The sequence below is a fragment of the Bacillus sp. B1-WWTP-T-0.5-Post-4 genome, from assembly GCF_009183795.1.
GTDB classification, from domain to species: Bacteria; Bacillota; Bacilli; order Bacillales; family Bacillaceae_G; genus Bacillus_A; species Bacillus_A cereus.
The window spans coordinates 547,815-571,548 of the sequence record NZ_WEIJ01000003.1 but is presented as its reverse complement, the minus strand read 5'-3'; the positions used below and the strand labels follow the sequence as shown (position 1 = coordinate 571,548).

The following is a 23,734-nucleotide window of genomic DNA, read 5'->3' as shown; positions in this document are numbered from 1 at the left end:
TTAAATACGTTTTTTTGTTGACTAAATACGAAACTGAGTTTATATTTAAATGGAAATGAACGCAATATCGTACAAAAAACAGGTGGTGAGTCAATGTATCCGAATTTGCGTGCAGAGATGGCGAGAAAAAGAATTATGATTACACAAATTTCTTCGCATCTGAAACTTCGCCACGCAACAGTGAGCGACAAAATAAATGGTAAATTTCGTTTTTATTATGATGAAGCTTTTGAAATTAAGAAAACTTTTTTTCCAGAACATAGTTTGGAATATCTTTTTGAATTTGAAGAAAATGAAGCGAATTGAAATCGGAGGAAATTTACTTAAAATGTAACCCTATAATCGAATTATTGAATGATGATTTAATAAGAGGGTTCATATCAAAGTATTTAATTTAAATTCCGATAACTAGTTAATTTGTAAAAAGAAAGTAAAGAATTATGCGTAGTGCGAAATTATCTCAATGCAATAAAGATAGTCCAAAATTAGTAGTGAGGAGGAGATGAGGATGGGGCAATTAATTGACTCATCAGTACATAGTTCATTAGTATTTGAAGTTAATGGCAAAGTAGTAACGGATAGTTTGATAATTGCGAAGATATTCAAAAAAAATCACTTCGACGTTTTGAAGGAAGTTCGAAAACAAATTGTATATGTAGGTGAAGAGTTTGGAGGAGAAAATTTTCACGAGTCCACTTATTTTAATTCAAAGAATAGGCGAATCCCTAAATATGATTTAACAGAAGAAGCATTCACGTTACTTGTTATGGGATATACCAGTAGAGAAGCGGTTGGAATGAAAATCAAATTTATGAAAGAGTTCAAACGAATGAAGCAATATATACAAAATCAACAAAATGTGCCAAAGGATCCAATGGGGGTTTTAAAGTTAACATTTGCTGCGTTAGAAGGACATACTCAGGAGATACAAGAGATAAAGTCTGAGGTGAAGGGTTTGCGAGAAAATACGCCGCTTTATGCTATCGAGTGTGAAGAGATAACAAGGGCTGTAAAAAGGTTAGGTGTTATGTTATTGGGAGGTAAAAATTCAAATTCTTATCAGGATATCGGTCTTAGAAGGAAGTTATATAGAGATATTTATAGTCAGTTACATCGGGAATTTGGTGTGAATAGTTATAAAGCTATTAAACGTTATCATTTGGATAGAGCAATACAAATGATTAATGAAGAATATTCAATTCCAACTGTTTTAAATGAAGAAATTACAGTTAAAAACTCACAAATAAATATGGCAGACATTCAGTAGGAGGAAAGAACATGCAAAGAAAGATTTTAGTAATTACTAGCAGTTTAGCAGGGTTACCAACTGTCAGTGAATTTAAAACAAAAGAAGATGCAAAAGAGCAGGTGAGAAAGCTTATTCAAAAAGGAATGAGTCAAAATGTGATTCGTATAACACAAGAAATTCCAATGAATATCGAAATCCAAGTGGATGTTGAACTTGAGGAATAAGAGAGGTTTAGAAGAAAATAGATATGGATAGCATGATTGTTTTGAATGAATGCATAAGAAAAGAATCCGTTGCAGCGGATTCTATAAGAAAAAATATCTCTAGATAAGTATAACATTGAATACCGTTTTTGAGAATTGATGAGGTGGCTAGTATGGGGATTATTCGAGTGAAAAAAGATAGTAATTATTCCGTTATAAATAATACTGGTTTAAAAGATGAAAGGTTGTCATGGAAAGCGAAAGGAATCTTAGCCTATGCGCTTACATTACCAGACGATTGGACTTTTCATATTAGCGAATTAGCTCGACATGCTAAGGATGGAGAAGATTCGCTCCGTACAGGTTTTAAGGAATTAAAAGAATTAGGTTATGTAAAACGTTATCCTGTTCGTGATGGGAATACGAAAAAAATTACAAGGTGGGATACGGAAATTTACGAAACGCCACAAAGGAACATGCCACAAATGGAAAACCAAGATGTGGTAAAGCCATATGAGGAAAATCAGAAACTACTAAATACTAATAGACTAAATACTAATAAACGAAATAATAATGAGGATATGGATAAATTAGAATCTCGTGTATTCATCAATGAGAGGGTTAAAGTAAGTTGTAACTTTATTAAGGGGATGGGCATTCCGTTAAGTGAAATTGCAATTGCAGAGTTGGGGAGTTTTTGTAATTTGTTTAGTGGGGAGTTAATTCAGCATGCAATTAATAAAGCCGTTGATGAGAATGCGCCAAGATGGAACTACATTAAGGCTATATTGAGGAATTGGAAGGAGCAAGAAGTTAAAACATTAGTTGATGTGGCCATACTAGATAGACGTTTCGAAATGAGCAAGAAAAAGAAATATAACGGGACAGGTAGGAAGTATTCAAATAGAAAAGAGATTGTACCCGATTGGTTATATAAAGATGATGAATCAACAAATCTAGAAGAGGAAAGAAAAACCGTGCAGTCTACTGATGAAGAGCGTGAGAGATTACAAGAAGTGTTAAATAAATATAGGTCATAAGAAAAAATGCTAGATGATTTACAAGTAATAAAGATTGAAAAGGCTAATAAGCATATTCATGCTATTAAATTAGTATTAAGAGACTTTGTAAAAAGAACGGAAGTGGGTGAATCAGTAAGTGTTCGAATGGCTCAAAGATTATAAGAAGTTAGAAGAAGAAATTGCTTATTTAGAATACAACTTAGATAAATCAAAAGCCGAATTGAAGCGTTGGATTAGCGGTGATTTGCAAAATGTAAGATTAACCGCTGAATCGGAAGGGGCTAAGGTAGAAGGGCGGATTGAAGCAATTGAATATGAATTAGCTCATAAAATGAATGAAGAGTATGATTTAAAGCTTTTGATTAATAAGTTTACAGGACTGGATCATCAAATACTTAAAATGAAATATGTTGATGGAATGACTTTAGAGCAAATTGCGTTTGAATTACATTATAGTACAGGCTATATACGCCGAAAACATGCTGAAATAAGGAAGATTGTCAAGTTTTTAGATGGATTTTAGTGTTACCTTTTTGTAGGATACATGTAGTGTACAGAAAGTATTGAAAAAGTGATTTATAGTAGTAATATAAGATTTCGACGAAAGAGCAACTATTTTTATGGTTGCTCTTTTTGTTGTGAAAGAAGGTGAGTAATATGAAGTGATTTGATGGATTAATAGGTCTTTAGCTTCTAGTTATATTTAGTAAAGTAGTAGTTTTACAGGCGAAAATAATAGAAAAATGAGGAGATGTTTAATGATGAGTTTATTAGCTGCTTCAGTCAAAACAAAGAATTTGCCACAACAGGTATTACGTTGGCAATCAATGGTAGAAAGCGAATGTTCTGCACAAGGTGTACCTGAGTTAGTTCCTTACGTGCTTGGAATTATTATGGTGGAAAGTGGAGGGAATTCTGAAACGACACCTGATATTATGCAGTCTAGTGAATCACAAGGATGGGCAATGAATACAATTAAAAACCCGAAAGATTCAATTTATTACGGAGTGAAGCATTTAAAGGGTGCTTTTGATGATGCGAAGAAAAATGGCATTACAGATTTAAGTGCCATTGTTCAATCGTATAATTTTGGACGAGCTTACCTTCGCTGGTTAGCTTCTAACAATAAACAGCATTCATTACCGGTGGCAGATCTGTATTCTAAAACGGTTGTTGCGCCATCACTTGGAAATACGACCGGTGCTATGGTGAAATATAGTAACCCTATCGCTGTTGCCTACAATGGTGGTTATCGATATAAAAACGGGGGGAATTTCTTCTACTCTGAAATTGTTAAACAATATGTAGATTTTGATGGAGGAACTGGTGGCGGTGACAATAAGCCGTTACAACCAAAAGGACTGGGAATTGCAACGTCTAAATACCCAGAAGGATGGGGCATCAATTTATATAGTGGTCCTGGAAAAGATGCTTGGTTTACAGGTCATGTCATTAATACAAAAATGCCATATTTAATTATAGATGCTGCTTGGTATGGCGGGAATGAAAATATGCTTTGCTTAGGTTGGGAAGCCTGGGCAAAAGAAGAACACTTTGAAGTGCAGTGGTTCCACGCTTACTCAAAATATCCAGCAGGTTATGGTATTAACACATATGATGGTCCAAATGGAAATTATAAAGGAAATGTGGATGGATCTTATCCATATGGTGTTTTTGCGAGAAAAGATGGTTACATTGATATTGGACAAAACACATGGGTAAAAGAAGAACATTTTAATGTAAGGTAATAACAAAGTTTTTTATTATTTGATTTTAAATTATAAATTTTAATATATAGAAAAAATATAAAAGGGTGCTTTTTTAAGTGCCTTTTTATATTACGTATGAATAGAAAGGAAGATTATTATGGCAAAATTTATTTATCCAACAGATACAACGAGAGTAACAAGTGGATTTCGGGGGAGCAGACCAGATCATCATGGGATAGATCTTGCTGAATCGGGCTATCATCCAATTTATGCAGCAGCTAGCGGACGAGTTAGTCGTTCTTATATTTCATCCAGTTATGGTGAATGTATTATGATTGTGCACACTATTGATGGGGTTACATGGGAAACAGTATATGCCCATATGCGTAGCGGTTCTCGAACAGTAAAAGAAGGTGATTATGTTACACAAGGACAAACTATTGGGGTTATGGGGAACACAGGGGATTCTAGTGGTCAACACTTGCATTTTGAATTGCATAAAGGGTCTTGGAACATCAATAAGAGTAATGCTGTGAATCCATTAGACTACTTAGGAAAAGGAGACGGTGGTGGTACAACTGAACCTTCTGATAAACCGCTACAACCAAAAGGGCTGGGAATTGCAACGTCTAAATACCCAGAAGGATGGGGCATCAATTTATATAGTGGTCCTGGAAAAGATGCTTGGTTTACAGGTCATGTCATTAATACAAAAATGCCATATTTAATTATAGATGCTGCTTGGTATGGCGGGAATGAAAATATGTTATGTCTAGGTTGGGAAGCCTGGGCAAAAGAAGAACACTTTGAAGTGCAGTGGTTCCATGCTTACTCAAAATATCCAGCAGGTTATGGTATTAACACATATGATGGTCCAAATGGAAATTATAAAGGAAATGTGGATGGATCTTATCCATATGGTGTTTTTGCGAGAAAAGATGGTTACATTGATATTGGACAAAACACATGGGTAAAAGAAGAGCATTTTAATGTAAGATAATATCTTTAAATCAGCATGTATTAAGTAGGATGAAAAAACTTGTTATCATACCTCTTGAGATGAGAGTAATATCTGTAAAATGCTGGGCGGAATATAGAGTGCGATTTTTGAAAGAGCAACTGATGTAAAAAGTTGCTCTTTTTCTTTTTTTGAATGTGAGGACCATAACCCATTATATAGAATATGGCCTGTCTGAGGATTTAGTTTCTAGATGTACTTAATAATTCAGTGGAATTTTAAATGATAAAAAATAAAAAAGGAGATAATCAGTAATGGAAATTAGAAAAAAATTAGTGGATCCAAGTAAATATGGTATAAAGTGTCCCAATACAATGACACCAGAATTCATCACAGTACATAATACGTACAATGATGCATCAGCAGAAAATGAGATATCGTATATGATTGGGGATAATAATTCAGTGTCGTTTCATGTTGCAGTAGATGACAAAGAAGCAGTACAAGGTATTCTGTTTGATCGTAATGCTTGGCATGCAGGTGATGGTAACGGAAATGGTAATCGTAAATCTATCGGAGTGGAAATTTGCTATTCTCTAAGCGGTGGGGATAGATATTACAAGGCGGAGGATAATGCAGCAATTGTTATTGCTCAGTTAATGAAACAATTCAATATACCGATTAGTAATGTACGTACACATAAATCGTGGAGTGGAAAGCATTGCCCACATCGAATGCTCGATGAAGGAAGAGTGGATCAATTCATTGAGAAGATAAACAAAGCATTTAATGAAGATAACAATAAACCACTACAACCAAAAGGGCTGGGAATTGCAACGTCTAAATACCCAGAAGGATGGGGCATCAATTTATATAGTGGTCCTGGAAAAGATGCTTGGTTCACAGGTCATGTCATTAATACAAAAATGCCATATTTAATTATAGATGCTGCTTGGTATGGTGGGAATGAAAATATGTTATGTCTAGGTTGGGAAGCGTGGGCGAAAGAAGAACACTTTGAAGTAGAGTGGTTCCATGCTTACTCAAAATATCCAGCAGGTTATGGCATTAACACATATGATGGTCCAAATGGAAATTATAAAGGAAATGTGGATGGATCTTATCCATATGGGATTTTTGCAAGAAAAGATGGTTATATCGATATTGGACAAAACACATGGGTAAAAGAAGAACATTTTAATGTGAGATAAGGATATGAGAGTAGGATCACTCGTATGATTCTCTTTAATTTTTGAAAAGGAGATGAGAACGATGGAAGAACAAATCTTCAATTCAATGATTCAACAAGGAGCATTCGCAGCTTTATTTGTATGGATGCTGTTTACTACGCAAAAAAAGAATGAACAGCGCGAAGAACAATATCAAAAAGTTATTGAAAAAAATCAACAGGTCATTGAAGAACAAGCAAAAGCATTTAGTTCGTTGTCGAAGGATTTATCAGATGTTAAGCGAAAAATCTTGGGGAACGATGATGAGAAATAAAATATGGTATTAAAGTATTTGTCGCATATGCAGGTTCTCAAATAGGAATTCGATTCATATATAGCTAATGAGAAAAAGCCCTAATACCGATAAGTATTGGGGCTTTTTCTCATTAGCTATAGTGAATAAGGTTGTGGTGGATTTTTCAAGAGGAAAGAGTGAATGAAGTCTAATATTAATGTAAATGAAATGAAACTTTGAATGCTGCTTAGTTATAACATAGTTTTATTCAGAATTTTGTTAGTTCATTTTCTAAATTTAGGGAATAAATATAGTTTAGTACCTTGCAATAAACAATACTAAGTGGTATATTATGGATAAAACAGGTACCGTGTATTGAACAGTACTAAGATAGGAAAGGAGGATGGCACTTGAACGTTCAATTTAAAAAAGGTGTGCTTGAACTTTGTGTATTAGCACTTGTAAAACGTAAAGATAGTTACGGTTATGAACTTGTTCAGCAAATTTCTAATAAATTTTTAATATCGGAAGGATCAGTATACCCTTTATTACGTCGTTTGACGAAAGAAGGGTATTTTCAAACGTATTTAAAGGAATCTACGGAAGGGCCACCTCGTAAATATTATCAATTAACAGAGCAAGGGGAGACGCAATTTCATTTGTTAGTAACAGAATGGCGTGATTTTGCGAAAGGGGTACAAGAAATTATTGAAGGGGTGGAATGGGATGAGTAAAGAAGGGTTTCTTAAAGAATTATCAAGTTATCTTAGAAAGTTACCAGAGGAAGAGAGGCAAGATATTTTATTGGATTATGAAGAGCACTTTCAGTTTGGACTAGAAGAGGGGAAAACTGAATCGGAAATAATACAGGGCCTTGGTTCTCCGAAAGTAATCGCGAAAGAATTACTTGCGATGTATCGCTTCGATGAAATGAAAAAAAATCCATCGACTTCAAATGTGACAAGAGCTGTTATGGCAGCGATTGGACTTAGTTTGTTTAATTTTATTATTGTGTTAGGCCCGTTAGTCGCAATTATTGCTTTTATATTTTCTTTTTGGATCGGTGGTATTGCTAGTGTAGTAACACCACTTTTCGTTATTGGAAAAGTATTTATGGGTACTTTTATATGGTTGGATCTTTTCGTTAGTATAACGTTTGTTGGAGTAGGTTTATTGTTATGTATTATCGCTTTTTATAGTACAAAGTGGTTTAAGAGATTGTGTGTACGATATGTAATATGGAACTTCAAAATGATAAAAGGAGAGTAAATGATGAAAAAACTATTTTTAATCGCTATCGCTTGTATCGTTATTGGAGTAATAGGAATTTCCCAAACATATGAAAAAGCAGTACAAACTGCTGAAAAAGGCGATAAAGAAAATGTAATTAAAAACAAAACATTAAAAAATATAGAAGTTAAGTTAGATGCCGGGGATATTATTGTTCAAAAATCTCCTGACTCTTCTTTTTATGTAAAGCAATCGGGAGATGTACGTAAACAAGAGATTCGTATCGCAGAAGATGGTGACACATTAAAAATTATTGGGGAAAGAGAAAAAGGTGCTTCATTTGATTTTTCTTTTTACGATTTTAGGTTTCAAACGTCTAAATTGACTCTACTTGTGCCCGAACGCTCTTACCAAGATGTAAAAGTAAATTCATCTGCTGGACAAATCGAAATGAGTGATGTGAAAAGTGATAGCGTAAGTGTTAGAACACTTGCTGGAGAAGTAGAGTTGAAACAAGTAACGGCTAAGAATGTGGAGGGATCGACAAAAGCTGGTGAGGTGAACTTTAAGAAGGTATTAGGGAAAGTGACCGCAAAAACAACAAGTGGGGAAATAAATATTCAAGATCATGATTCTAAATATAATCTAGAAGCAAGTTCAACTGCGGGAGATATAGATATTACTTTATCGGAAAAACCACAAGATGCGGTAATTACTGGGCAAAGTGCTGCGGGAGATGTAACGATTTTTAATGAAGAAAATAAAAATGTAACAATTGGAAATGGTAGTAAAAAGATTAGCGGTAAAACGGCTGCGGGAGATGTGACGATTGAAACTCGTTAATAAGAAATAGAATGCATGGAAATCTATCAAAATACAAAAAGAAGATAATTACCGTATATAAATAAGGTAATTATCTTCTTTTTGTTATTTTTAATGTAAATCACGATATACGCCAATTACTTTCCCGATAACTGACACTTGTTTTAAAATGATAGGTTCTAATGAAGAGTTTTCTGGTTGTAGACGGAAATGGTCTTTTTCTTTATAGAAACGTTTAACTGTTGCTTCGTTATCCTCTGTTAAAGCGACTACAATTTCACCATTATATGCAGACTGCTGTTGGCGAACAACAACTAAATCTCCATCGAAAATACCAGCTTCAATCATACTATCTCCAGAAATACGTAACATGAACACTTGGTCTGCTCCAGCAACAATACTAGCTGGAAGTGGGAAATGTTCTTCTACGCTTTCGACCGCTGTAATTGGTAAACCAGCAGTGACTTTTCCGACAATTGGAACTTGAATAACAGATTGTGTTTCCGTATCCATTCGGTCTTCACCTAAAATTTCAATGGCACGTGGTTTTGTTGGATCGCGTCGAATGTATCCTTTTTCTTCTAATCGTGATAAATGTCCGTGCACTGTAGAACTAGAAGCGAGGCCGACTGCTTGACCAATTTCACGTACGGAAGGTGGATATCCTTTTTCTTGTACTTTTAGCTTAATAAAGTCGAGAATGTCTTGCTGGCGTTTCGTTAACTTTTCCATGTTTTCTAACACCTCGTTTTCTTTCATTTTTCTTATTAATAAGTATAACATGTGAAAAAACATTCTACAAACATAAGTTCGAACAAATGGCGGATTTATGTTACACTATAGGGAAATAATAGGGAGAAAGAGGGGTTCAAAATGAATGCAATTATTTATGCACGTGTGAGTACAACGAAAGAAGCGCAAGAAACATCATTATTACGTCAAAAAGATGAATTATTGCATTTAGCTGAGCGCTATCAAATGAATGTTACTAAGGTGATTGAAGAGCAGGCTAGTGGATATACAATTGAACGTGACGGTATATTAGAGGTGTTGGATACAATTCGAGACGAACAAATTGATGTGTTACTTATACAAGATGAAACGCGTCTTGGTAGAGGAAATGCGAAGATCGCGTTAATGCATTGTTTACATAAAGAAGGCATAAAAGTATATACGCATACACATAATGGTGAATTACAATTGTCGGATTCTGATTCAATGGTATTAGATATTATTGGTATTGTTGAAGAATATCAAAGAAAGATTCATAATTTGAAAATTAAACGAGGTATGCAACGTGCAGTAGAAAAAGGTTATCGTCCAGAAAAAAATTTAAAAAATCGTCATTTAAGTGTAGGAAGAGAGAAAAAAGAAGTGCCAATTGAGGAAATTGTACGTTTGCGAAAAAGTGAACTCACGTTTGAAGAAATTGCAGCAACATTACGTGGATTTGGTCATAATGTTTCAAAGGCGACTGTACATCGTAGATATGTAGAGTATACGAAGCAATTGCTTGATAAAGAAGAGTAACTATTGTATGATAATAATCAGTTTTGATTAGAAGGGGGATTCGAGATGATTAATCACGAACTCGTTGAACGCATTAACTTCTTAGCGAAAAAAGCAAAAGCTGAAGGTTTAACTGAAGAAGAGCAACGTGAGCGTCAATCGCTACGTGAACAATATTTAAAAGGATTTCGTCAAAATATGTTAAACGAACTTAAAGGTATTAAAGTTGTTAACGAAGAAGGTACAGATGTTACACCGACGAAATTAAAAGCTTTAAAAAAGCAAGATAATGCAAGATTAAATTAAAAGATGGGCGAAGCCCATCTTTTTTATATGTAAAAATCGTTATTTAATAACTTTCCAGTTGTTATTAACTGTTGCTTCTATCGTTTTATGTTCCAATATATAATTAGCGATAAGTTCAGACATATCTGTGGGGATATCTTTTACTACCGGTTTGTTTTGAAACATAAAGAAATTTCCCCCGCCACTTGCACGATAATTATTCATTACAACGTCATATTCTTCATTCATATTAAGAGGAGCACTGTTATGCTGTAAAGATTCTACTCTTTCACCAATTGGTTTTGAAATGTTTAATACGTATGAAATCCCTTCCCACATATCATAATTATAATGTTGTGGCTTTGGTTCTATGTAGGTAGGACTTACGGTGATGGATCCATCTGTTTTTAATGTGAAATAAGAAGCAGAGAGTTCAAGAGCATTTTTTATGTCCGCTCCAGTTAGTCTAATTACTTTTAATGTGTTCGGATAAATATAATTAGAAACGATGTCACGCATTGTTACATGTTCCGGGAAACCTGGAGATGTATTATGGAACAAACTTGTACAAGAAATTGATACATTAGCTATATCCATCTGTATTTTATTTATGAATTCGATAAAAGGATGATCATGCAAACGAGTTTGCATAGCATCTGAAATTTGCATATCCCCCTGAATGATTCCAATAGGTTGATCAAGCCACTTTTGTGTTTTCTCTTCGTAATCGGCTACCAATGAAAGTACATCTTGGTCAGCCTCAACTCCTTGTACAGATAATAATTCAGAAGAACTCTCTTTTTTAACCCATTTATGTTTTGTTTTTTCGAATGTTATTTTTACTTTTCCAACTGAGTTTCCATTACATCCGGTCTGTAAAATTGTTACACCGTTAGCCATTGTGTGAGCAATTTCCCGGTGCTGGTGGCCTGTTAATAAAATATCTATGTCTTCAATTTCATGGCACATTGCATATCCTTGGTTTTCTCCTGTTAAAACTTCAGTCGGTACCCCGGTTTGTAAATCTCGTTCAACTCCCCCGTGATACGCTACGACTAGTAAATCTGGTTTCTCATGTTTGCGAATGTAAGAAACCCACTTTTTCGTTGTTTCTAATGCATCTTCAAATTGTAAGTCTTTAATGTGATGGGGTTGTTCCCAATTGGTAATGTAGTGCGTTGTCACCCCTAAAATAGCAATTTTTATATTGGATTCAATCTGTTTGATTATATAAGGTTTTCCGAAATAAGGCTTCTTTATGTTTTTATCTAAAATGTTTGCTGATAGGTACGGGAAGTTCGCAGTAGTCACAGCATTATTTAATATATCCATCCCGTAATTAAACTCATGATTGCCGATAATTGCAGCGTCATACTGTAAGTAATTCGCTAATAAGGACATTGGGTTTTTTTTGTTTTTTTCGTATGTAACATAATGATAAGTAAATGGTGTTCCTTGAATAAAGTCGCCATTATCAATTAAAAGAACGTTTGTATTTTGGGAACGTTCTTTTTTTATAAGAGTAGAAATTTTAGCTAAACCAAGTTCTGCTGGGGAGTTATCTTGGTAGTGAATAGGATAAACAGTGCCATGTATATCGCTTGTTAATAAGATGTTTAAAGTTACAGTTTGATTTTGTTCCAATATGACTCACCTTTTCTATTGTTATCTTCCAATTCATCATATCAAATATGTGAAGAGAATTTTAATGTGAGTGTATAGAATGTGTAAAGATTCTGTAAATAATCAATTATTTGTAAAAATATGTGATATATTTCTTCATGTTTATGAAAGGTTATTTTATAACAATGAAAAATGGAGGCATTAATATGTTGAAAAAAGTTTTTGCAATGAGCACAACAGTTGTACTAGCAGCGGGATTATTAAGTGGCTGTGGAACGAAGGAATCAAGTGCAAGTAAAAATGAAGATACGAAAAAAGGGTATGTACCGAAGACTTTAAATGTTCAATTTGTTCCTTCTCAAAATGCAGATACGTTAGAGGCGAAGGCAAAACCGCTTGAGAAGCTATTAAGTGATAAGTTAAATATTCCAGTAAAAGTTAGTATTTCAACGAACTACAATACAATTGTAGAAGCGATGGCATCTAAACAAGTAGATGTAGGATTTTTACCGCCAACAGCGTACGTATTAGCACATGAAAAGAAGGCTGCAAATGTAATTTTACAAGCACAACGTTTTGGAGTAGAGGATGAAACAGGAGCTCCTACAAAAGATTTAGTAGATTATTATAAATCTGAGTTTGTTGTTAAAAAAGACTCTAATATAAATAGTGTAAAAGATTTAAAAGGTAAAAAGATTGGTTATCAAGATGTAACATCATCAGCAGGGTATGTATGGCCTGCAGCTGTTCTATTAAAAGAGGGAATTGATCCGTTAAAAGATGTGAAACCTGTTACATTAAAAGGTCACGATCAGTCGCTTATTGCTCTTTTAAATGGTGACGTAGATGCAGCTGTTGTATTCCAAGATGCTCGTAATATTGTAAAAAAAGATTATCCGAATATATTCGAGCAAACGAAAATAGTGAAATTTACGGAGAAAATTCCAAACGATACGATTTCGGTACGTTCTGATTTAGATGAAGAGTGGAGCAAGAAATTACAGGATGCTTTCATTGAAATTGGAAAAAATGAGGAAGGTCACAAAATCATTAAAGAAGTATATTCACATGAAGGATATGTTAAATCTGATGATAGTAAATTTGACATCGTTCGTGAATATGGGAAGAAAGTAAAAACGCAATAATACATATGGAAATGGCAGCTAGCTGAAAGGGAATGTTTTCAGTTAGTTTGCCGTTTTGAATACATAGAAGGTAGGTAAGATGTGTGATAGAATTTCGAAATGTCTCCAAAGTGTATCCAAATGGTACAAAAGGATTGAATAATATAAACTTGAAAATTCAAAAAGGTGAGTTTGTTGTAATGGTAGGGCTGTCCGGAGCTGGAAAGTCTACACTTCTAAAATCGGTAAATCGTCTTCATGAGATTACAGAAGGCGAAATCATGATTGAATGTGAGTCTATTACTGCTGCAAAAGGAAAAGATTTACGACGTATGCGCCGGGATATTGGTATGATCTTTCAAAGTTTTAACCTTGTAAAGCGATCAACAGTATTGAAGAATGTATTAGCTGGCCGTGTTGGATATCATTCGACATTGCGTACAACGTTAGGTTTGTTTCCGAAAGAGGATGTGGAGCTCGCATTTCAAGCGTTAAAAAGAGTGAATATTTTAGAAAAAGCATATGCACGTGCTGATGAATTATCAGGAGGACAACAACAACGTGTATCGATAGCTAGAGCATTGGCGCAAGAAGCAAAAATCATATTGGCAGATGAACCTGTTGCGTCGTTAGATCCGCTAACAACAAAGCAAGTATTAGATGATTTAAAGAAAATTAATGAAGATTTTGGAATTACAACAATTGTAAACTTACATTCTATTGCTTTAGCTAGGCAATATGCGACGCGTATTATTGGATTACATGCAGGCGAAATTGTTTTTGATGGTTTAGTAGAAGCAGCAACGGATGAAAAGTTTGCTGAAATTTATGGTGACGTAGCACAGAAAAGTGAATTGTTAGAGGTGGCAGCTAAATGAATGATGTGACGATATATTCGAAGTCGATACCGAAGCCGCCGAGTAAGTTAAAACATATGTTAACGTTTATTCTATTCATTTTACTGTTGTGGGGAAGTAGTATACAGGTCGACGCATCATTTTCAAAGCTAGTAGTTGGTTTTCCTAATATAATGGATTTGCTAAAAGAAATGGTGCCGCCAGATTGGAGTTATTTTCAAGTTATTACAACAGCAATGTTAGATACAATACGTATGGCGATTATTGGGACGACTTTAGGAGCGATTTTAGCTATTCCACTTGCACTGTTTGCGGCAAGTAATGTGTTTACTAGTACATTTTTATACAGTCCAGCTCGATTGATTTTAAATTTTATTCGAACGATACCAGATTTATTATTAGCGGCAATTTTCGTAGCTATTTTTGGAATAGGACCACTTCCGGGTATTTTAGCTCTTACTTTTTTCTCAATTGGGCTCGTGGCGAAATTGTTGTATGAATCAATTGAATCAATTGACCCTGGCCCACTAGAAGCGATGACAGCTGTAGGGGCTAATAAGGTGCAATGGATTGTTTATGGAGTCATTCCACAAGTAAAAGCACACTTTGTTTCCTATGTACTATATACATTTGAGGTGAATGTACGGGCAGCGGCTGTCCTAGGTTTAGTAGGAGCAGGTGGTATTGGACTATATTATGATCGTACACTTGGATTTTTACAATATCAACAAACTGCATCTATTATCATCTATACTCTTGTTGTTGTATTGGTAATTGATTATGTAAGTACATTGTTGCGGGAGAAATTATAATGAGTAAAACGACGATAATCGTACCAAAACCGAAGAAACCGAGTGTGTATCGCTCGTTTATTTTTATAGCACTTACATTTGTTTATATATGGGCTTTTTCAGGAGTACCGCTAGAGGGAATAAAGGAAACGGCGGGAGAAATTACAAAAGCAATTATGACAGGGATATTGAGTCCAGACTGGTCGTATGTATCTTTGCCAGATGGTGAAGATTTATTACATGGATTAATTGATACGTTGGCAATTGCGATATTAGGTACATTTATTTCTGCATTTTTATCTGTTCCGTTTGCCTTTTGGGCGGCAACGAATATGAGTAGTGGAAAATTAACTTCAGGATCTGGGAAAATTGTACTTAGTTTTGTTCGTACGTTTCCTGAATTAGTTATGGCTCTTTTATTTATAAAAGCTGTTGGTCCAGGCTCTTTTGCAGGAGTATTAGCCTTAGGATTGCATTCTATTGGAATGTTAGGAAAACTATATTCAGAAGGAATTGAAAACATAGATAAAGGACCGACGGAAGCGTTACTAGCAACAGGAGCAAATCGTTTTCAAATACTTTGGTATGCGGTGTTACCGCAAGTGTTACCAGATTTTCTATCGTATACGTTATACAGATTTGAAATTAATGTACGATCCGCTGCAATTTTAGGGGTTATTGGAGCAGGAGGGATTGGTACACCTTTAATTTTTGCGCTGAGTTCACGGAATTGGTCTCGTGTTGGTATTATTTTATTAGGTATTATTTTAATGGTAATTATAATTGATTTGATTTCAAGCTCGATTCGGAAACGGATTGTTTAACTTATTTGAAAAGCATCGAAGTTAGATGCTTTTTTATGTTTTTAAAAACTTATTTAAAAAAGTAAGTATAGAAGGGATTTGTATAAATATACAGATAATTCCCTTTCTTTTTAAAATAAAAATAATGAAAAAGTATGTCATATTGAATGCCCATACATTCCCGGAAACATTGATTTTTTTATAAAAAATCAAAAAAATATCAACATATTTGTCGATACATGTTGTATAATCTTGCGTGGGAAGCTATCATATAAATGTATAAAACGTTTACTAATATAAGCGAAGGGAAGAATAGCATGTCACATTCAATCGAACAACTTTCTATCAACACGATTCGCACATTATCCATCGATGCGATTGAAAAAGCAAACTCTGGTCACCCAGGAATGCCAATGGGTGCAGCACCAATGGCTTATACATTATGGACTCAATTTATGAAACACAATCCAAATAACCCAACGTGGTTTAACCGTGATCGTTTCGTATTATCTGCAGGTCATGGTTCAATGTTATTATACAGTCTACTTCACCTATCTGGTTATGATGTAACAATGGATGACTTAAAGAACTTCCGTCAATGGGGAAGCAAAACTCCAGGACATCCTGAGTACGGTCATACAGCTGGTGTAGATGCAACGACTGGTCCACTTGGACAAGGTATTGCAACTGCTGTAGGTATGGCAATGGCTGAAAGACATTTAGCTGCTAAATATAACCGTGATGCGTATAATGTAGTAGATCATTATACATACGCTATTTGTGGTGATGGAGATTTAATGGAGGGCGTTTCTGCTGAAGCATCTTCATTAGCTGCTCATTTACAATTAGGTCGTCTTGTTGTGCTTTACGATTCAAACGATATTTCATTAGATGGCGATTTAAATCGTTCATTCTCTGAAAGTGTAGAAGATCGTTACAAAGCATACGGATGGCAAGTAATCCGTGTTGAGGATGGAAACGATATTGAAGCAATCGCGAAAGCAATTGAAGAAGCGAAAGCTGACGAAAAACGCCCAACGCTAATTGAAGTAAGAACGACAATTGGTTTCGGTTCTCCAAACAAATCAGGAAAATCAGCTTCACATGGTTCTCCACTTGGTGTAGAAGAAACAAAATTAACGAAAGAAGCATATGCTTGGACTGCTGAGCAAGACTTCCACGTAGCAGAAGAAGTATATGACAACTTCCGTAAAACAGTACAAGATGTTGGTGAAACTGCGCAAGCTGAGTGGAACACGATGCTAGGTGAATATGCACAAGCATACCCAGAATTAGCAAACGAATTCCAAGCAGCAATGAACGGTCAACTTCCAGAAGGTTGGGAGCAAAACTTACCGACTTATGAATTAGGATCAAAAGCAGCAACTCGTAATTCTTCTGGTGCTGTAATTAATGCAATTGCAGAGTCTGTACCATCATTCTTCGGTGGATCTGCTGACCTTGCTGGTTCTAACAAAACATACATGAATAACGAAAAAGACTTTACAAGAGATGATTACAGCGGTAAAAACATTTGGTACGGTGTACGTGAGTTCGCAATGGGTGCAGCAATGAACGGTATTGCACTACATGGTGGTTTAAAAACTTACGGTGGTACGTTCTTCGTATTCTCTGATTACTTACGTCCAGCAATTCGCCTTGCAGCATTAATGCAATTGCCAGTAACGTATGTATTCACACATGACAGTATCGCTGTTGGTGAAGATGGTCCAACACATGAACCAATCGAGCAATTAGCAGCGCTTCGTGCAATGCCAAACGTTTCTGTTATTCGTCCTGCTGATGGTAACGAATCTGTTGCAGCTTGGAGACTAGCTTTAGAATCTACAAACAAACCAACTGCTTTAGTATTAACTCGTCAAGACCTTCCAACATTAGAAGGTGCAAAAGATGATACGTATGAAAAAGTAGCAAAAGGTGCATATGTAGTTTCTGCAAGCAAGAAAGAAACGGCTGATGTAATCTTACTTGCAACTGGATCTGAAGTAAGCCTAGCTGTTGAAGCTCAAAAAGCATTAGCAGTAGACGGCGTTGACGCAGCTGTTGTCAGCATGCCATCTATGGATCGCTTCGAAGCTCAAACTGCAGAGTACAAAGAATCTGTATTACCAAAAGCAGTAACAAAACGTTTCGCAATCGAAATGGGTGCTACATTCGGATGGCACCGTTACGTAGGTCTTGAAGGAGATGTGTTAGGTATCGATACATTCGGTGCTTCTGCTCCTGGTGAGAAGATTATGGAAGAGTATGGATTTACTGTAGAGAACGTTGTTCGTAAAGTAAAAGAAATGCTTTAATGATTTCAGAAAAATCTCTCCGGCATGGAGAGGTTTTTCTATGTAAATGAGTTTTTTCGACAGAAAAAGTTTTTTATCTCTCCGCAGTCAGACAATCATTGCAAATTTTCTTATATATAATGAAGAGAAAAGGTTGTCCAGATTGGGAGTGGAAAAATGAAAACGTATGAATTGTATTTAATTCAAGAGGATATTGCGAAAGCTTATTTTGGTCGTGAATATTTGTTTTTTGATTTATTTGCTCGATTTTCAGAATCTGGGTCCCTTTCGGAGAAAAAAGTGTTATATAAGCAAATGATGTATATAACGATGCCATTGCAAGTAATGAAAATTCATCATAAATTAGAACAAGCTTTGCGCGTTCTTGGTAAATATGATAGAACACATCATACACATACACTTTATACGGGAGCGGAGTACGGCGAAATAATGGTGAAACCGCACTATATTCGTATGAATACCTCTGGAAATGTCTCTATGGAAACGACGTTCTTTGAGGTGTTAAGAAAGTGTGAATTAACATTTTTAGCTATGGATTATGAAAATACAAAGTACGGATGGCTGAATCCTCTAAAACAAGTACGAACATATGTGTAAAAAATGTCGAATTGTATCTTGTCTTATTGAAAAGGTTTTAGTACACTGTAAGGTAGACAACATGAAGGAGGAAAATATATGCCAATTTGGTTAGGTATTCTAGTGGGCGTAGTAGCACTAGTAGCAGGCGTGGCGTTAGGATTTTTCATTGCCCGCAAATACATGATGAATTACTTACAAAAAAATCCACCAATTAACGAACAAATGTTAAAAATGATGATGATGCAAATGGGACAAAAACCTTCCCAAAAGAAAATCAATCAAATGATGAGCGCAATGAACAAGCAACAAATGAAATAAGCGCTAAAAGACACTCGCTAAGAGTGTCTTTCTTTTTGTTAGTTATAGTTTTTAAAACTTTTAAAAATTCTGTATTTTTGGTAAACTGAAAACATCGCTCATTTTAAGGGAGGAGGAAAAAAATGAAAGTGTTTATGAATTTAGCATGGTTTTTTAAACAAGAAAAACGAGCGTACATAACTGGAATTATTTTATTGTTTGGCGTTGCACTTTTAGAACTTGTAACACCAAAAGTAATTGGAATCGTTGTAGATGAAATTAATGATGGAACATTGACGACCGATAAGTTACTAAAATGGGTTGTACTATTAGTAATTGTAGGTATTACGATGTACATATTACGTTACATATGGCGTATTATGATTTTCGGGTCTTCATTAAAATTAGCTCGCCAATTACGAAAAAATTTGTATGAACATTTTACAAAGATGAGTCCATCTTTCTATCAGTCAAATCGAACAGGTGATTTAATGGCACATGCGACCAATGATATTCAAGCGATCCAGCAAACTGCTGGAGCAGGTGTTTTGACGCTTGTTGACTCATTAGCTGTCGGAGGATGTGTACTCGTAGCGATGGGTTTTACAATTAGTTGGAAGTTAACATTATTAAGTTTAATTCCAATGCCGATTGTAGCTATTTCGACAAATTATTATGGAACTTTATTACATAAAAGGTTTCATAAAGCACAGCAATCGTTTTCGGAAATCAATGATAAAGTGCAAGAGAGTATGAGTGGAATGAAAGTGATTCGCTCGCTTGGACAAGAGAAAGAAGATTTACAGGCGTTTCGAAGAAAATCAGAAGATGTTGTACATAAAAATGTGTTAGTTGCACGTATTGATTCGTTATTTGATCCGACAATCTCTCTTATCGTTGGATTTTCTTTTTTAATCGCAGTATGTTACGGATCAGTATTAGTTGTAAGAGGTGAATTAACAGTAGGTGATCTCGTTACATTTACGACATATTTAGGTACCCTCGTTTGGCCAATGTTAGCGTTTGGATGGTTATTCAATATTATGGAGCGTGGGCGTGCTTCATATGACCGTGTAGAAAAAATTCTTTCACAAAAATCAGATGTAGTAAATAGCGAAAATGCTGTACATACAATAGCGAGCGGTAATGTTTCGTTTGCCGTTGATTCATTTTCGTATAAGAAAAATGAATTGTTACATTTAAACGATATTCACTTTGATTTGAAGAAGGGCGAAACGCTAGGAGTTGTAGGACGTACAGGCGCAGGGAAAACGACTTTATTAAAATGTTTAATCCGTGAGTATGATCATTTTAATGGTGAATTAAAAATTGGGGAGCGAGATATTCGAGATATAACACTTCATGGTGTCCGTTCTGCCATTTCATACGTGCCGCAAGATCATTTTTTATTTTCAGCAAGTATTGGTGAGAATATTGCCTTTGGAAAGGCGGATGCTACATATAATGAAATTACCAAAGCTGCAGAGATTGCTTGTATTCATAATGACATCCTCCAATTTTCAGAAGGATATGAAACAGTAGTAGGGGAAAGAGGTGTTTCGTTATCTGGTGGTCAAAAACAGCGAATCTCTATTGCTCGTGCTTTATTAACAAATGCTGAAATTTTAATTTTGGATGATTGTTTATCAGCGGTAGATGCAAAAACAGAAGAGACGATTTTAAGTGCCTTAAAGAGGGAGAGAGCAGGGAAAACGACGATTATTACTGCACACCGATTAAGTGCAATTCAGCATGCCAATCTTATTCTTGTTGTTGATGAAGGTAGAATTGTACAAAGAGGTACACATGAGGAATTAATGAAGGAAAACGGCTGGTATAAGGAAATGTATGAAAGCCAGCAATTAGAAGCTTTAGTCGAGAAAGGAGGCGTATGATGGTAGAGAAGAAGCGAAGTGATTTAAGTAGATTGCTTTCCTATATGAAGCCATATAAAGGGTTACTATCTTTAGCATTTATCTTTTTAGTTGGTGCGACAGTAACGGAAATGATGGGTCCTTTTTTAATTAAACAATTCCTCGATGAACACCTAGTACCGCGGGATTTTGAACGATCAGCGCTCGTTACTTTATTTGTAATTTACATAGTTGCTCATTTATTAAAAGTACTATTTACGTATTTAAATCTATTGTACTTTCAGAACATTGCTTTTAAGATTGTTCAAGATATGCGAGTTGAAGTATATGAACATGTTCAAAAGCTGTCATTAAGTTTCTTTGATCGTACGCCGATTGGTACACTTGTATCGCGTATAACAAATGATACGGAAGCGATTAAAGATTTTTATGTCAGTGTATTATCAACATTTGTAAAAAATGTAGTCTTTTTAGTAGGTATTTTAGTAGCGATGTTTTTATTAGATGTAAAATTAGCGCTATTTTCTCTCGTATTAATTCCGATAATGTTTGCGATTATGGTATTATATCGCCGGAAAAGTGCAGCTTTTTATTTAGAAGTACGTAATCAACTAAGCGTGTTAAATGCAAAGTTGAACGAGTCCATACAAGGAATGAATATTGTTCAAGTGTTCAGACAAGAAAAACGTATGAGAAAAGAGTTTGAAGAAGTGAATAATAAACATTATAGTGCAGGGCGACGTACTTTGAAGTTAGACGCATTACTTTTACGACCAGCTACGGATTTAGTACATATTGTAGCTATTGCGTTAGTACTAGGTTTATTTGGGATTGATGCTTTAAAGAGTCCTGTTGAAGTAGGAGTTTTATATGCTTTTGTTAACTATATACATCGTTTCTTCCAACCTGTAAATGAGATGATGATGAAATTGTCCTTCTTCCAACAGGCACTTGTTTCGTCATCACGTGTATTTCATTTAATGGACGAGAAAGATTTAGCACCGGTTCAAAAAGGCAATGAGAATCCTCAAATCGTGGATGGAGATATTGAATTTAAAAATGTTACTTTTTCATATGATGGAAAGCGTGACGTTTTAAAAAATGTATCATTTCACGTGAAACAAGGGCAAACGGTTGCTTTTGTTGGGCATACTGGTAGCGGAAAAAGTACGATTATGAATTTGTTAATGCGATTTTATAATATTAAGTCAGGAAATATTGTAATAGACGGTGTAGATTTAGAAAAATTTGAAGAACGAGAAATTAGAAAGAAAATAGGACTCGTATTGCAAGATGCATTTTTATTTGCTGGAAATGTAAAGCAAAATATTCGTATGTATAATGAAGAAATTACGGATGAAGAAGTAAAAGAAGCTGCTCGATTTGTGCAAGCGAATATGTTTATTGAAAAGTTACCAAAACAGTATGAAACAGAAGTAGTAGAAAGAGGTGCAGCATTTTCAAGCGGTCAACGACAATTAATTGCTTTTGCTAGAACGATAGCAACGAATCCGAAAGTATTAGTATTAGATGAAGCAACAGCTAATATCGATACAGAAACAGAAGAGGCTATTCAAACAGCGTTGCAACAAATGCGAAAAGGTAGAACGACGATAGCCATTGCGCATAGGTTATCTACAATTCAAGATGCGGATCAAATTTTTGTGATGCATGATGGAGAGATAGTAGAGAGAGGGACACATCAAGAATTATTAAGTGAGCAAGGTTTGTATTATAATATGTATTTGCTACAAAATAAAGTGAGTTTGCAAAAGGCCTTGTAATACAAGGTCTTTTTTATTTTGTATACAAAATATGTTTACTCTTTGTTTCTATAGCATAAATGTCGTGTCCTCTTATGAAACTTGTACATATTGTATGTATACGAAGTAAAAAAATGATAGGAGATTTTATATGCAAAACAGATCAAGTTCAAATGTTACGTTTATTGATGTGTCTCATTGGGAAGGGAATATTGATTGGAATGCAGTGAAGGCATCTGGAATTCCAGCAGCGTATGCAAAAGCGACAGAAGGTGTAAACTACATTGATCCTACTTTTACTAAGAATGTACAAGCAGCACGAAATGCGAATGTATTAATTGGTGCATACCATTTTGCACGCCCAGAACAAAATGATGCAATTTCAGAGGCAAAATATTTTGTGAGTATATTACAAAATAACCAGACAGACTTAATGCCAGTTCTGGATTTAGAATCACCAACAGATCCGAGTAACAGTAATTTAACTGGTAACGCTATATCGAATTGGGCAAGAAGCTTCATAAATTATGTGAAACAGGCTACTGGAAAAGATGTAATGTTATATACAGGAGTTTGGTATATTAATGAGTTCGGAATTAGCGGATTAAGTGATATACCGCTTTGGATTGCTAAATACTCGAGTACACCGCCTGCTGATGCTGGTGGATGGACAACGTGGACAGCGTGGCAGTACACAGATTCTGGACAAATTTCAGGCGTAGGAAATTGTGATGTATCAGCTGCAGTTTCATTAGAAGCTTTAAAAGGGAATGGAGCAAGTGGTGGAGGTAATGTTTCCCCGCCTAATAATGCAACTCCAGTGTACGGGGTTGCTATAATTAATGGAGATAATGTGAATTTGAGAAGTGGACCATCTTTGCAGTCTAGTGTAATTCGCCAATTGAATCGTGGCGAAACATATGAAGTTTGGGGAGAACAAGATGGATGGCTTTGTTTAGGGACAAATCAGTGGGTATATAATGATCCGAGTTATATTCAGTATAAACATTATGTGGCGACTATTACTGGTGATAATGTAAATTTGCGTGATGCTCCATCATTAAATGGAAATGTTATAAGACAGTTACATCATGGTGAATCGTATCGAGTATGGAGTAAGCAAGATGGATGGCTTTGCTTAGGGACAAATCAATGGATATACTACGATCCAAGTTATATTCAGTATGGTGTACAATAGAGTGAAAATAAAAGGTGCCCCGTCAGAGGTGCCTTTTATTAAAAATATACAACTTT

At 35.2% G+C, this 23,734-nt stretch carries 27 protein-coding genes; 25 read left to right on the top strand and 2 right to left on the bottom strand.

The window, feature by feature from the left end; genetic code table 11:
• Nucleotides 1–93 precede the first annotated feature (93 nt).
• The 13 genes from GBN91_RS13615 to GBN91_RS13560 all read left to right on the top strand — a co-directional run bounded on the left by GBN91_RS13615 (nucleotide 94) and on the right by GBN91_RS13560 (nucleotide 8,678).
• Nucleotides 94–306, top strand: coding sequence for a hypothetical protein (locus tag GBN91_RS13615; RefSeq protein WP_000283431.1), 213 nt, complete (start codon nucleotides 94–96; stop codon nucleotides 304–306).
• A 202-nt stretch (nucleotides 307–508) separates the two neighbouring features.
• A complete protein-coding gene (locus GBN91_RS13610) occupies nucleotides 509–1,267 on the top strand; it encodes a phage regulatory protein (protein ID WP_006920058.1) in 759 nt (252 codons plus the stop codon).
• 11 nt (nucleotides 1,268–1,278) lie between these two features.
• The gene (locus GBN91_RS13605; protein WP_001189065.1) at nucleotides 1,279–1,473 is read left to right on the top strand and encodes a hypothetical protein; all 195 of its coding nucleotides are present in this window, start codon (nucleotides 1,279–1,281) and stop codon (nucleotides 1,471–1,473) included.
• A gap of 152 nt (nucleotides 1,474–1,625) precedes the next feature.
• Nucleotides 1,626–2,492 (top strand): DnaD domain protein, encoded by an 867-nt coding sequence (locus GBN91_RS13600; RefSeq protein WP_152121604.1) that lies wholly within the window; start codon nucleotides 1,626–1,628, stop codon nucleotides 2,490–2,492.
• A gap of 6 nt (nucleotides 2,493–2,498) precedes the next feature.
• Complete coding sequence (locus tag GBN91_RS29235) at nucleotides 2,499–2,636, top strand: hypothetical protein (RefSeq protein ID WP_000883317.1); 138 nt, start codon at nucleotides 2,499–2,501, stop codon at nucleotides 2,634–2,636.
• Nucleotides 2,611–2,997, top strand: a complete 387-nt coding sequence (locus tag GBN91_RS13595) for a DUF1492 domain-containing protein (protein WP_000464425.1) — start codon at nucleotides 2,611–2,613, stop codon at nucleotides 2,995–2,997. Before GBN91_RS29235 ends, GBN91_RS13595 begins: the two co-directional genes overlap by 26 nt.
• Nucleotides 2,998–3,235: 238 nt before the next feature.
• The gene (locus tag GBN91_RS13590; protein WP_033692154.1) at nucleotides 3,236–4,222 is read left to right on the top strand and encodes a lysozyme family protein; all 987 of its coding nucleotides are present in this window, start codon (nucleotides 3,236–3,238) and stop codon (nucleotides 4,220–4,222) included.
• 118 nt (nucleotides 4,223–4,340) lie between these two features.
• Nucleotides 4,341–5,183, top strand: a complete 843-nt coding sequence (locus tag GBN91_RS13585; RefSeq protein ID WP_006920050.1) for a M23 family metallopeptidase — start codon at nucleotides 4,341–4,343, stop codon at nucleotides 5,181–5,183.
• Nucleotides 5,184–5,455: 272 nt separating this feature from the next.
• Nucleotides 5,456–6,352, top strand: coding sequence for a peptidoglycan recognition protein family protein (locus GBN91_RS13580; RefSeq protein WP_152121603.1), 897 nt, complete (start codon nucleotides 5,456–5,458; stop codon nucleotides 6,350–6,352).
• A 61-nt stretch (nucleotides 6,353–6,413) separates the two neighbouring features.
• Nucleotides 6,414–6,644, top strand: a complete 231-nt coding sequence (locus GBN91_RS13575) for a BhlA/UviB family holin-like peptide (protein ID WP_000392444.1) — start codon at nucleotides 6,414–6,416, stop codon at nucleotides 6,642–6,644.
• Nucleotides 6,645–7,015: 371 nt separating this feature from the next.
• Complete coding sequence (locus GBN91_RS13570; protein WP_001102628.1) at nucleotides 7,016–7,339, top strand: PadR family transcriptional regulator; 324 nt, start codon at nucleotides 7,016–7,018, stop codon at nucleotides 7,337–7,339.
• Nucleotides 7,332–7,874, top strand: a complete 543-nt coding sequence (locus tag GBN91_RS13565) for a DUF1700 domain-containing protein (protein WP_000031384.1) — start codon at nucleotides 7,332–7,334, stop codon at nucleotides 7,872–7,874. Before GBN91_RS13570 ends, GBN91_RS13565 begins: the two co-directional genes overlap by 8 nt.
• Nucleotides 7,875–8,678, top strand: a complete 804-nt coding sequence (locus GBN91_RS13560) for a DUF4097 family beta strand repeat-containing protein (RefSeq protein WP_006920048.1) — start codon at nucleotides 7,875–7,877, stop codon at nucleotides 8,676–8,678.
• Nucleotides 8,679–8,768: 90 nt separating this feature from the next.
• On the opposite strand, the gene lexA is transcribed toward GBN91_RS13560, so the two are convergent.
• Nucleotides 8,769–9,389, bottom strand: coding sequence for a transcriptional repressor LexA (gene lexA, locus GBN91_RS13555; RefSeq protein WP_000413738.1), 621 nt, complete (start codon nucleotides 9,387–9,389; stop codon nucleotides 8,769–8,771).
• Nucleotides 9,390–9,530: 141 nt separating this feature from the next.
• Between lexA and GBN91_RS13550 the strand changes: the two genes are divergently transcribed.
• Both GBN91_RS13550 and GBN91_RS13545 read left to right on the top strand, forming a co-directional pair.
• Nucleotides 9,531–10,187, top strand: a complete 657-nt coding sequence (locus GBN91_RS13550) for a YneB family resolvase-like protein (protein ID WP_000991469.1) — start codon at nucleotides 9,531–9,533, stop codon at nucleotides 10,185–10,187.
• Between the two features lie 45 nt (nucleotides 10,188–10,232).
• The gene (locus GBN91_RS13545) at nucleotides 10,233–10,472 is read left to right on the top strand and encodes a DUF896 domain-containing protein (protein ID WP_000607016.1); all 240 of its coding nucleotides are present in this window, start codon (nucleotides 10,233–10,235) and stop codon (nucleotides 10,470–10,472) included.
• 39 nt (nucleotides 10,473–10,511) lie between these two features.
• Here GBN91_RS13545 and GBN91_RS13540 read toward each other — a convergent pair whose 3' ends face one another.
• Nucleotides 10,512–12,095 carry a bifunctional metallophosphatase/5'-nucleotidase gene (locus GBN91_RS13540; protein ID WP_006920043.1) on the bottom strand — a complete coding sequence of 528 codons (1,584 nt, stop codon included), beginning with the start codon at nucleotides 12,093–12,095 and terminating at the stop codon, nucleotides 10,512–10,514.
• Between the two features lie 185 nt (nucleotides 12,096–12,280).
• On the opposite strand from GBN91_RS13540, the gene GBN91_RS13535 reads away from it, so the two are divergent.
• The 10 genes from GBN91_RS13535 (at nucleotide 12,281) to GBN91_RS13490 (ending at nucleotide 23,678) form a co-directional block, all read left to right on the top strand.
• Entirely contained in the window at nucleotides 12,281–13,219 is a 939-nt protein-coding gene (locus tag GBN91_RS13535) for a phosphate/phosphite/phosphonate ABC transporter substrate-binding protein (RefSeq protein WP_000915065.1), read from the top strand.
• An 83-nt stretch (nucleotides 13,220–13,302) separates the two neighbouring features.
• Nucleotides 13,303–14,076 carry a phosphonate ABC transporter ATP-binding protein gene (phnC, locus tag GBN91_RS13530; RefSeq protein WP_000569244.1) on the top strand — a complete coding sequence of 258 codons (774 nt, stop codon included), beginning with the start codon at nucleotides 13,303–13,305 and terminating at the stop codon, nucleotides 14,074–14,076.
• Nucleotides 14,073–14,867, top strand: coding sequence for a phosphonate ABC transporter, permease protein PhnE (phnE, locus tag GBN91_RS13525; protein ID WP_001000763.1), 795 nt, complete (start codon nucleotides 14,073–14,075; stop codon nucleotides 14,865–14,867). Before phnC ends, phnE (GBN91_RS13525) begins: the two co-directional genes overlap by 4 nt.
• Nucleotides 14,867–15,670: a phosphonate ABC transporter, permease protein PhnE gene (phnE, locus tag GBN91_RS13520; protein WP_000047893.1), complete on the top strand. Its 804-nt coding sequence runs from the start codon at nucleotides 14,867–14,869 to the stop codon at nucleotides 15,668–15,670. The genes phnE (GBN91_RS13525) and phnE (GBN91_RS13520) overlap by 1 nt, the downstream gene beginning before the upstream one ends.
• Before the next feature lie 296 nt (nucleotides 15,671–15,966).
• On the top strand, nucleotides 15,967–17,967 hold the full coding sequence (tkt, locus tag GBN91_RS13515; protein WP_000019766.1) for a transketolase: 2,001 nt from the start codon (nucleotides 15,967–15,969) through the stop codon (nucleotides 17,965–17,967).
• A 156-nt stretch (nucleotides 17,968–18,123) separates the two neighbouring features.
• Nucleotides 18,124–18,564, top strand: coding sequence for a sporulation inhibitor of replication protein SirA (gene sirA / locus GBN91_RS13510; RefSeq protein WP_000860645.1), 441 nt, complete (start codon nucleotides 18,124–18,126; stop codon nucleotides 18,562–18,564).
• Nucleotides 18,565–18,642: 78 nt separating this feature from the next.
• A complete protein-coding gene (locus GBN91_RS13505; RefSeq protein ID WP_001123317.1) occupies nucleotides 18,643–18,864 on the top strand; it encodes a YneF family protein in 222 nt (73 codons plus the stop codon).
• Between the two features lie 122 nt (nucleotides 18,865–18,986).
• On the top strand, nucleotides 18,987–20,738 hold the full coding sequence (locus tag GBN91_RS13500; RefSeq protein ID WP_152121602.1) for an ABC transporter ATP-binding protein: 1,752 nt from the start codon (nucleotides 18,987–18,989) through the stop codon (nucleotides 20,736–20,738).
• Nucleotides 20,738–22,501 (top strand): ABC transporter ATP-binding protein, encoded by a 1,764-nt coding sequence (locus GBN91_RS13495; RefSeq protein ID WP_152121601.1) that lies wholly within the window; start codon nucleotides 20,738–20,740, stop codon nucleotides 22,499–22,501. The genes GBN91_RS13500 and GBN91_RS13495 overlap by 1 nt, the downstream gene beginning before the upstream one ends.
• Nucleotides 22,502–22,631: 130 nt before the next feature.
• On the top strand, nucleotides 22,632–23,678 hold the full coding sequence (locus GBN91_RS13490; protein WP_001181398.1) for a GH25 family lysozyme: 1,047 nt from the start codon (nucleotides 22,632–22,634) through the stop codon (nucleotides 23,676–23,678).
• Nucleotides 23,679–23,734: the final 56 nt, after the last annotated feature.

Coding starts and splice junctions, on each gene's coding strand:
- lexA (WP_000413738.1), bottom strand. CDS start 9,389: ATGGAAAAGTTAACGAAACGCCAGCAAGACATTCTCGACTTTATTAAG.
- GBN91_RS13560 (WP_006920048.1), top strand. CDS start 7,875: ATGATGAAAAAACTATTTTTAATCGCTATCGCTTGTATCGTTATTGGA.
- GBN91_RS13590 (WP_033692154.1), top strand. CDS start 3,236: ATGAGTTTATTAGCTGCTTCAGTCAAAACAAAGAATTTGCCACAACAG.
- GBN91_RS13585 (WP_006920050.1), top strand. CDS start 4,341: ATGGCAAAATTTATTTATCCAACAGATACAACGAGAGTAACAAGTGGA.
- sirA (WP_000860645.1), top strand. CDS start 18,124: ATGAAAACGTATGAATTGTATTTAATTCAAGAGGATATTGCGAAAGCT.
- GBN91_RS13580 (WP_152121603.1), top strand. CDS start 5,456: ATGGAAATTAGAAAAAAATTAGTGGATCCAAGTAAATATGGTATAAAG.
- GBN91_RS13600 (WP_152121604.1), top strand. CDS start 1,626: ATGGGGATTATTCGAGTGAAAAAAGATAGTAATTATTCCGTTATAAAT.
- GBN91_RS13495 (WP_152121601.1), top strand. CDS start 20,738: ATGGTAGAGAAGAAGCGAAGTGATTTAAGTAGATTGCTTTCCTATATG.
- GBN91_RS13545 (WP_000607016.1), top strand. CDS start 10,233: ATGATTAATCACGAACTCGTTGAACGCATTAACTTCTTAGCGAAAAAA.
- GBN91_RS13505 (WP_001123317.1), top strand. CDS start 18,643: ATGCCAATTTGGTTAGGTATTCTAGTGGGCGTAGTAGCACTAGTAGCA.
- phnE (WP_000047893.1), top strand. CDS start 14,867: ATGAGTAAAACGACGATAATCGTACCAAAACCGAAGAAACCGAGTGTG.
- GBN91_RS13575 (WP_000392444.1), top strand. CDS start 6,414: ATGGAAGAACAAATCTTCAATTCAATGATTCAACAAGGAGCATTCGCA.
- GBN91_RS13605 (WP_001189065.1), top strand. CDS start 1,279: ATGCAAAGAAAGATTTTAGTAATTACTAGCAGTTTAGCAGGGTTACCA.
- phnE (WP_001000763.1), top strand. CDS start 14,073: ATGAATGATGTGACGATATATTCGAAGTCGATACCGAAGCCGCCGAGT.
- GBN91_RS13500 (WP_152121602.1), top strand. CDS start 18,987: ATGAAAGTGTTTATGAATTTAGCATGGTTTTTTAAACAAGAAAAACGA.
- GBN91_RS13615 (WP_000283431.1), top strand. CDS start 94: ATGTATCCGAATTTGCGTGCAGAGATGGCGAGAAAAAGAATTATGATT.
- GBN91_RS13490 (WP_001181398.1), top strand. CDS start 22,632: ATGCAAAACAGATCAAGTTCAAATGTTACGTTTATTGATGTGTCTCAT.
- GBN91_RS13550 (WP_000991469.1), top strand. CDS start 9,531: ATGAATGCAATTATTTATGCACGTGTGAGTACAACGAAAGAAGCGCAA.
- GBN91_RS13565 (WP_000031384.1), top strand. CDS start 7,332: ATGAGTAAAGAAGGGTTTCTTAAAGAATTATCAAGTTATCTTAGAAAG.
- GBN91_RS13535 (WP_000915065.1), top strand. CDS start 12,281: ATGTTGAAAAAAGTTTTTGCAATGAGCACAACAGTTGTACTAGCAGCG.
- GBN91_RS29235 (WP_000883317.1), top strand. CDS start 2,499: ATGCTAGATGATTTACAAGTAATAAAGATTGAAAAGGCTAATAAGCAT.
- tkt (WP_000019766.1), top strand. CDS start 15,967: ATGTCACATTCAATCGAACAACTTTCTATCAACACGATTCGCACATTA.
- GBN91_RS13610 (WP_006920058.1), top strand. CDS start 509: ATGGGGCAATTAATTGACTCATCAGTACATAGTTCATTAGTATTTGAA.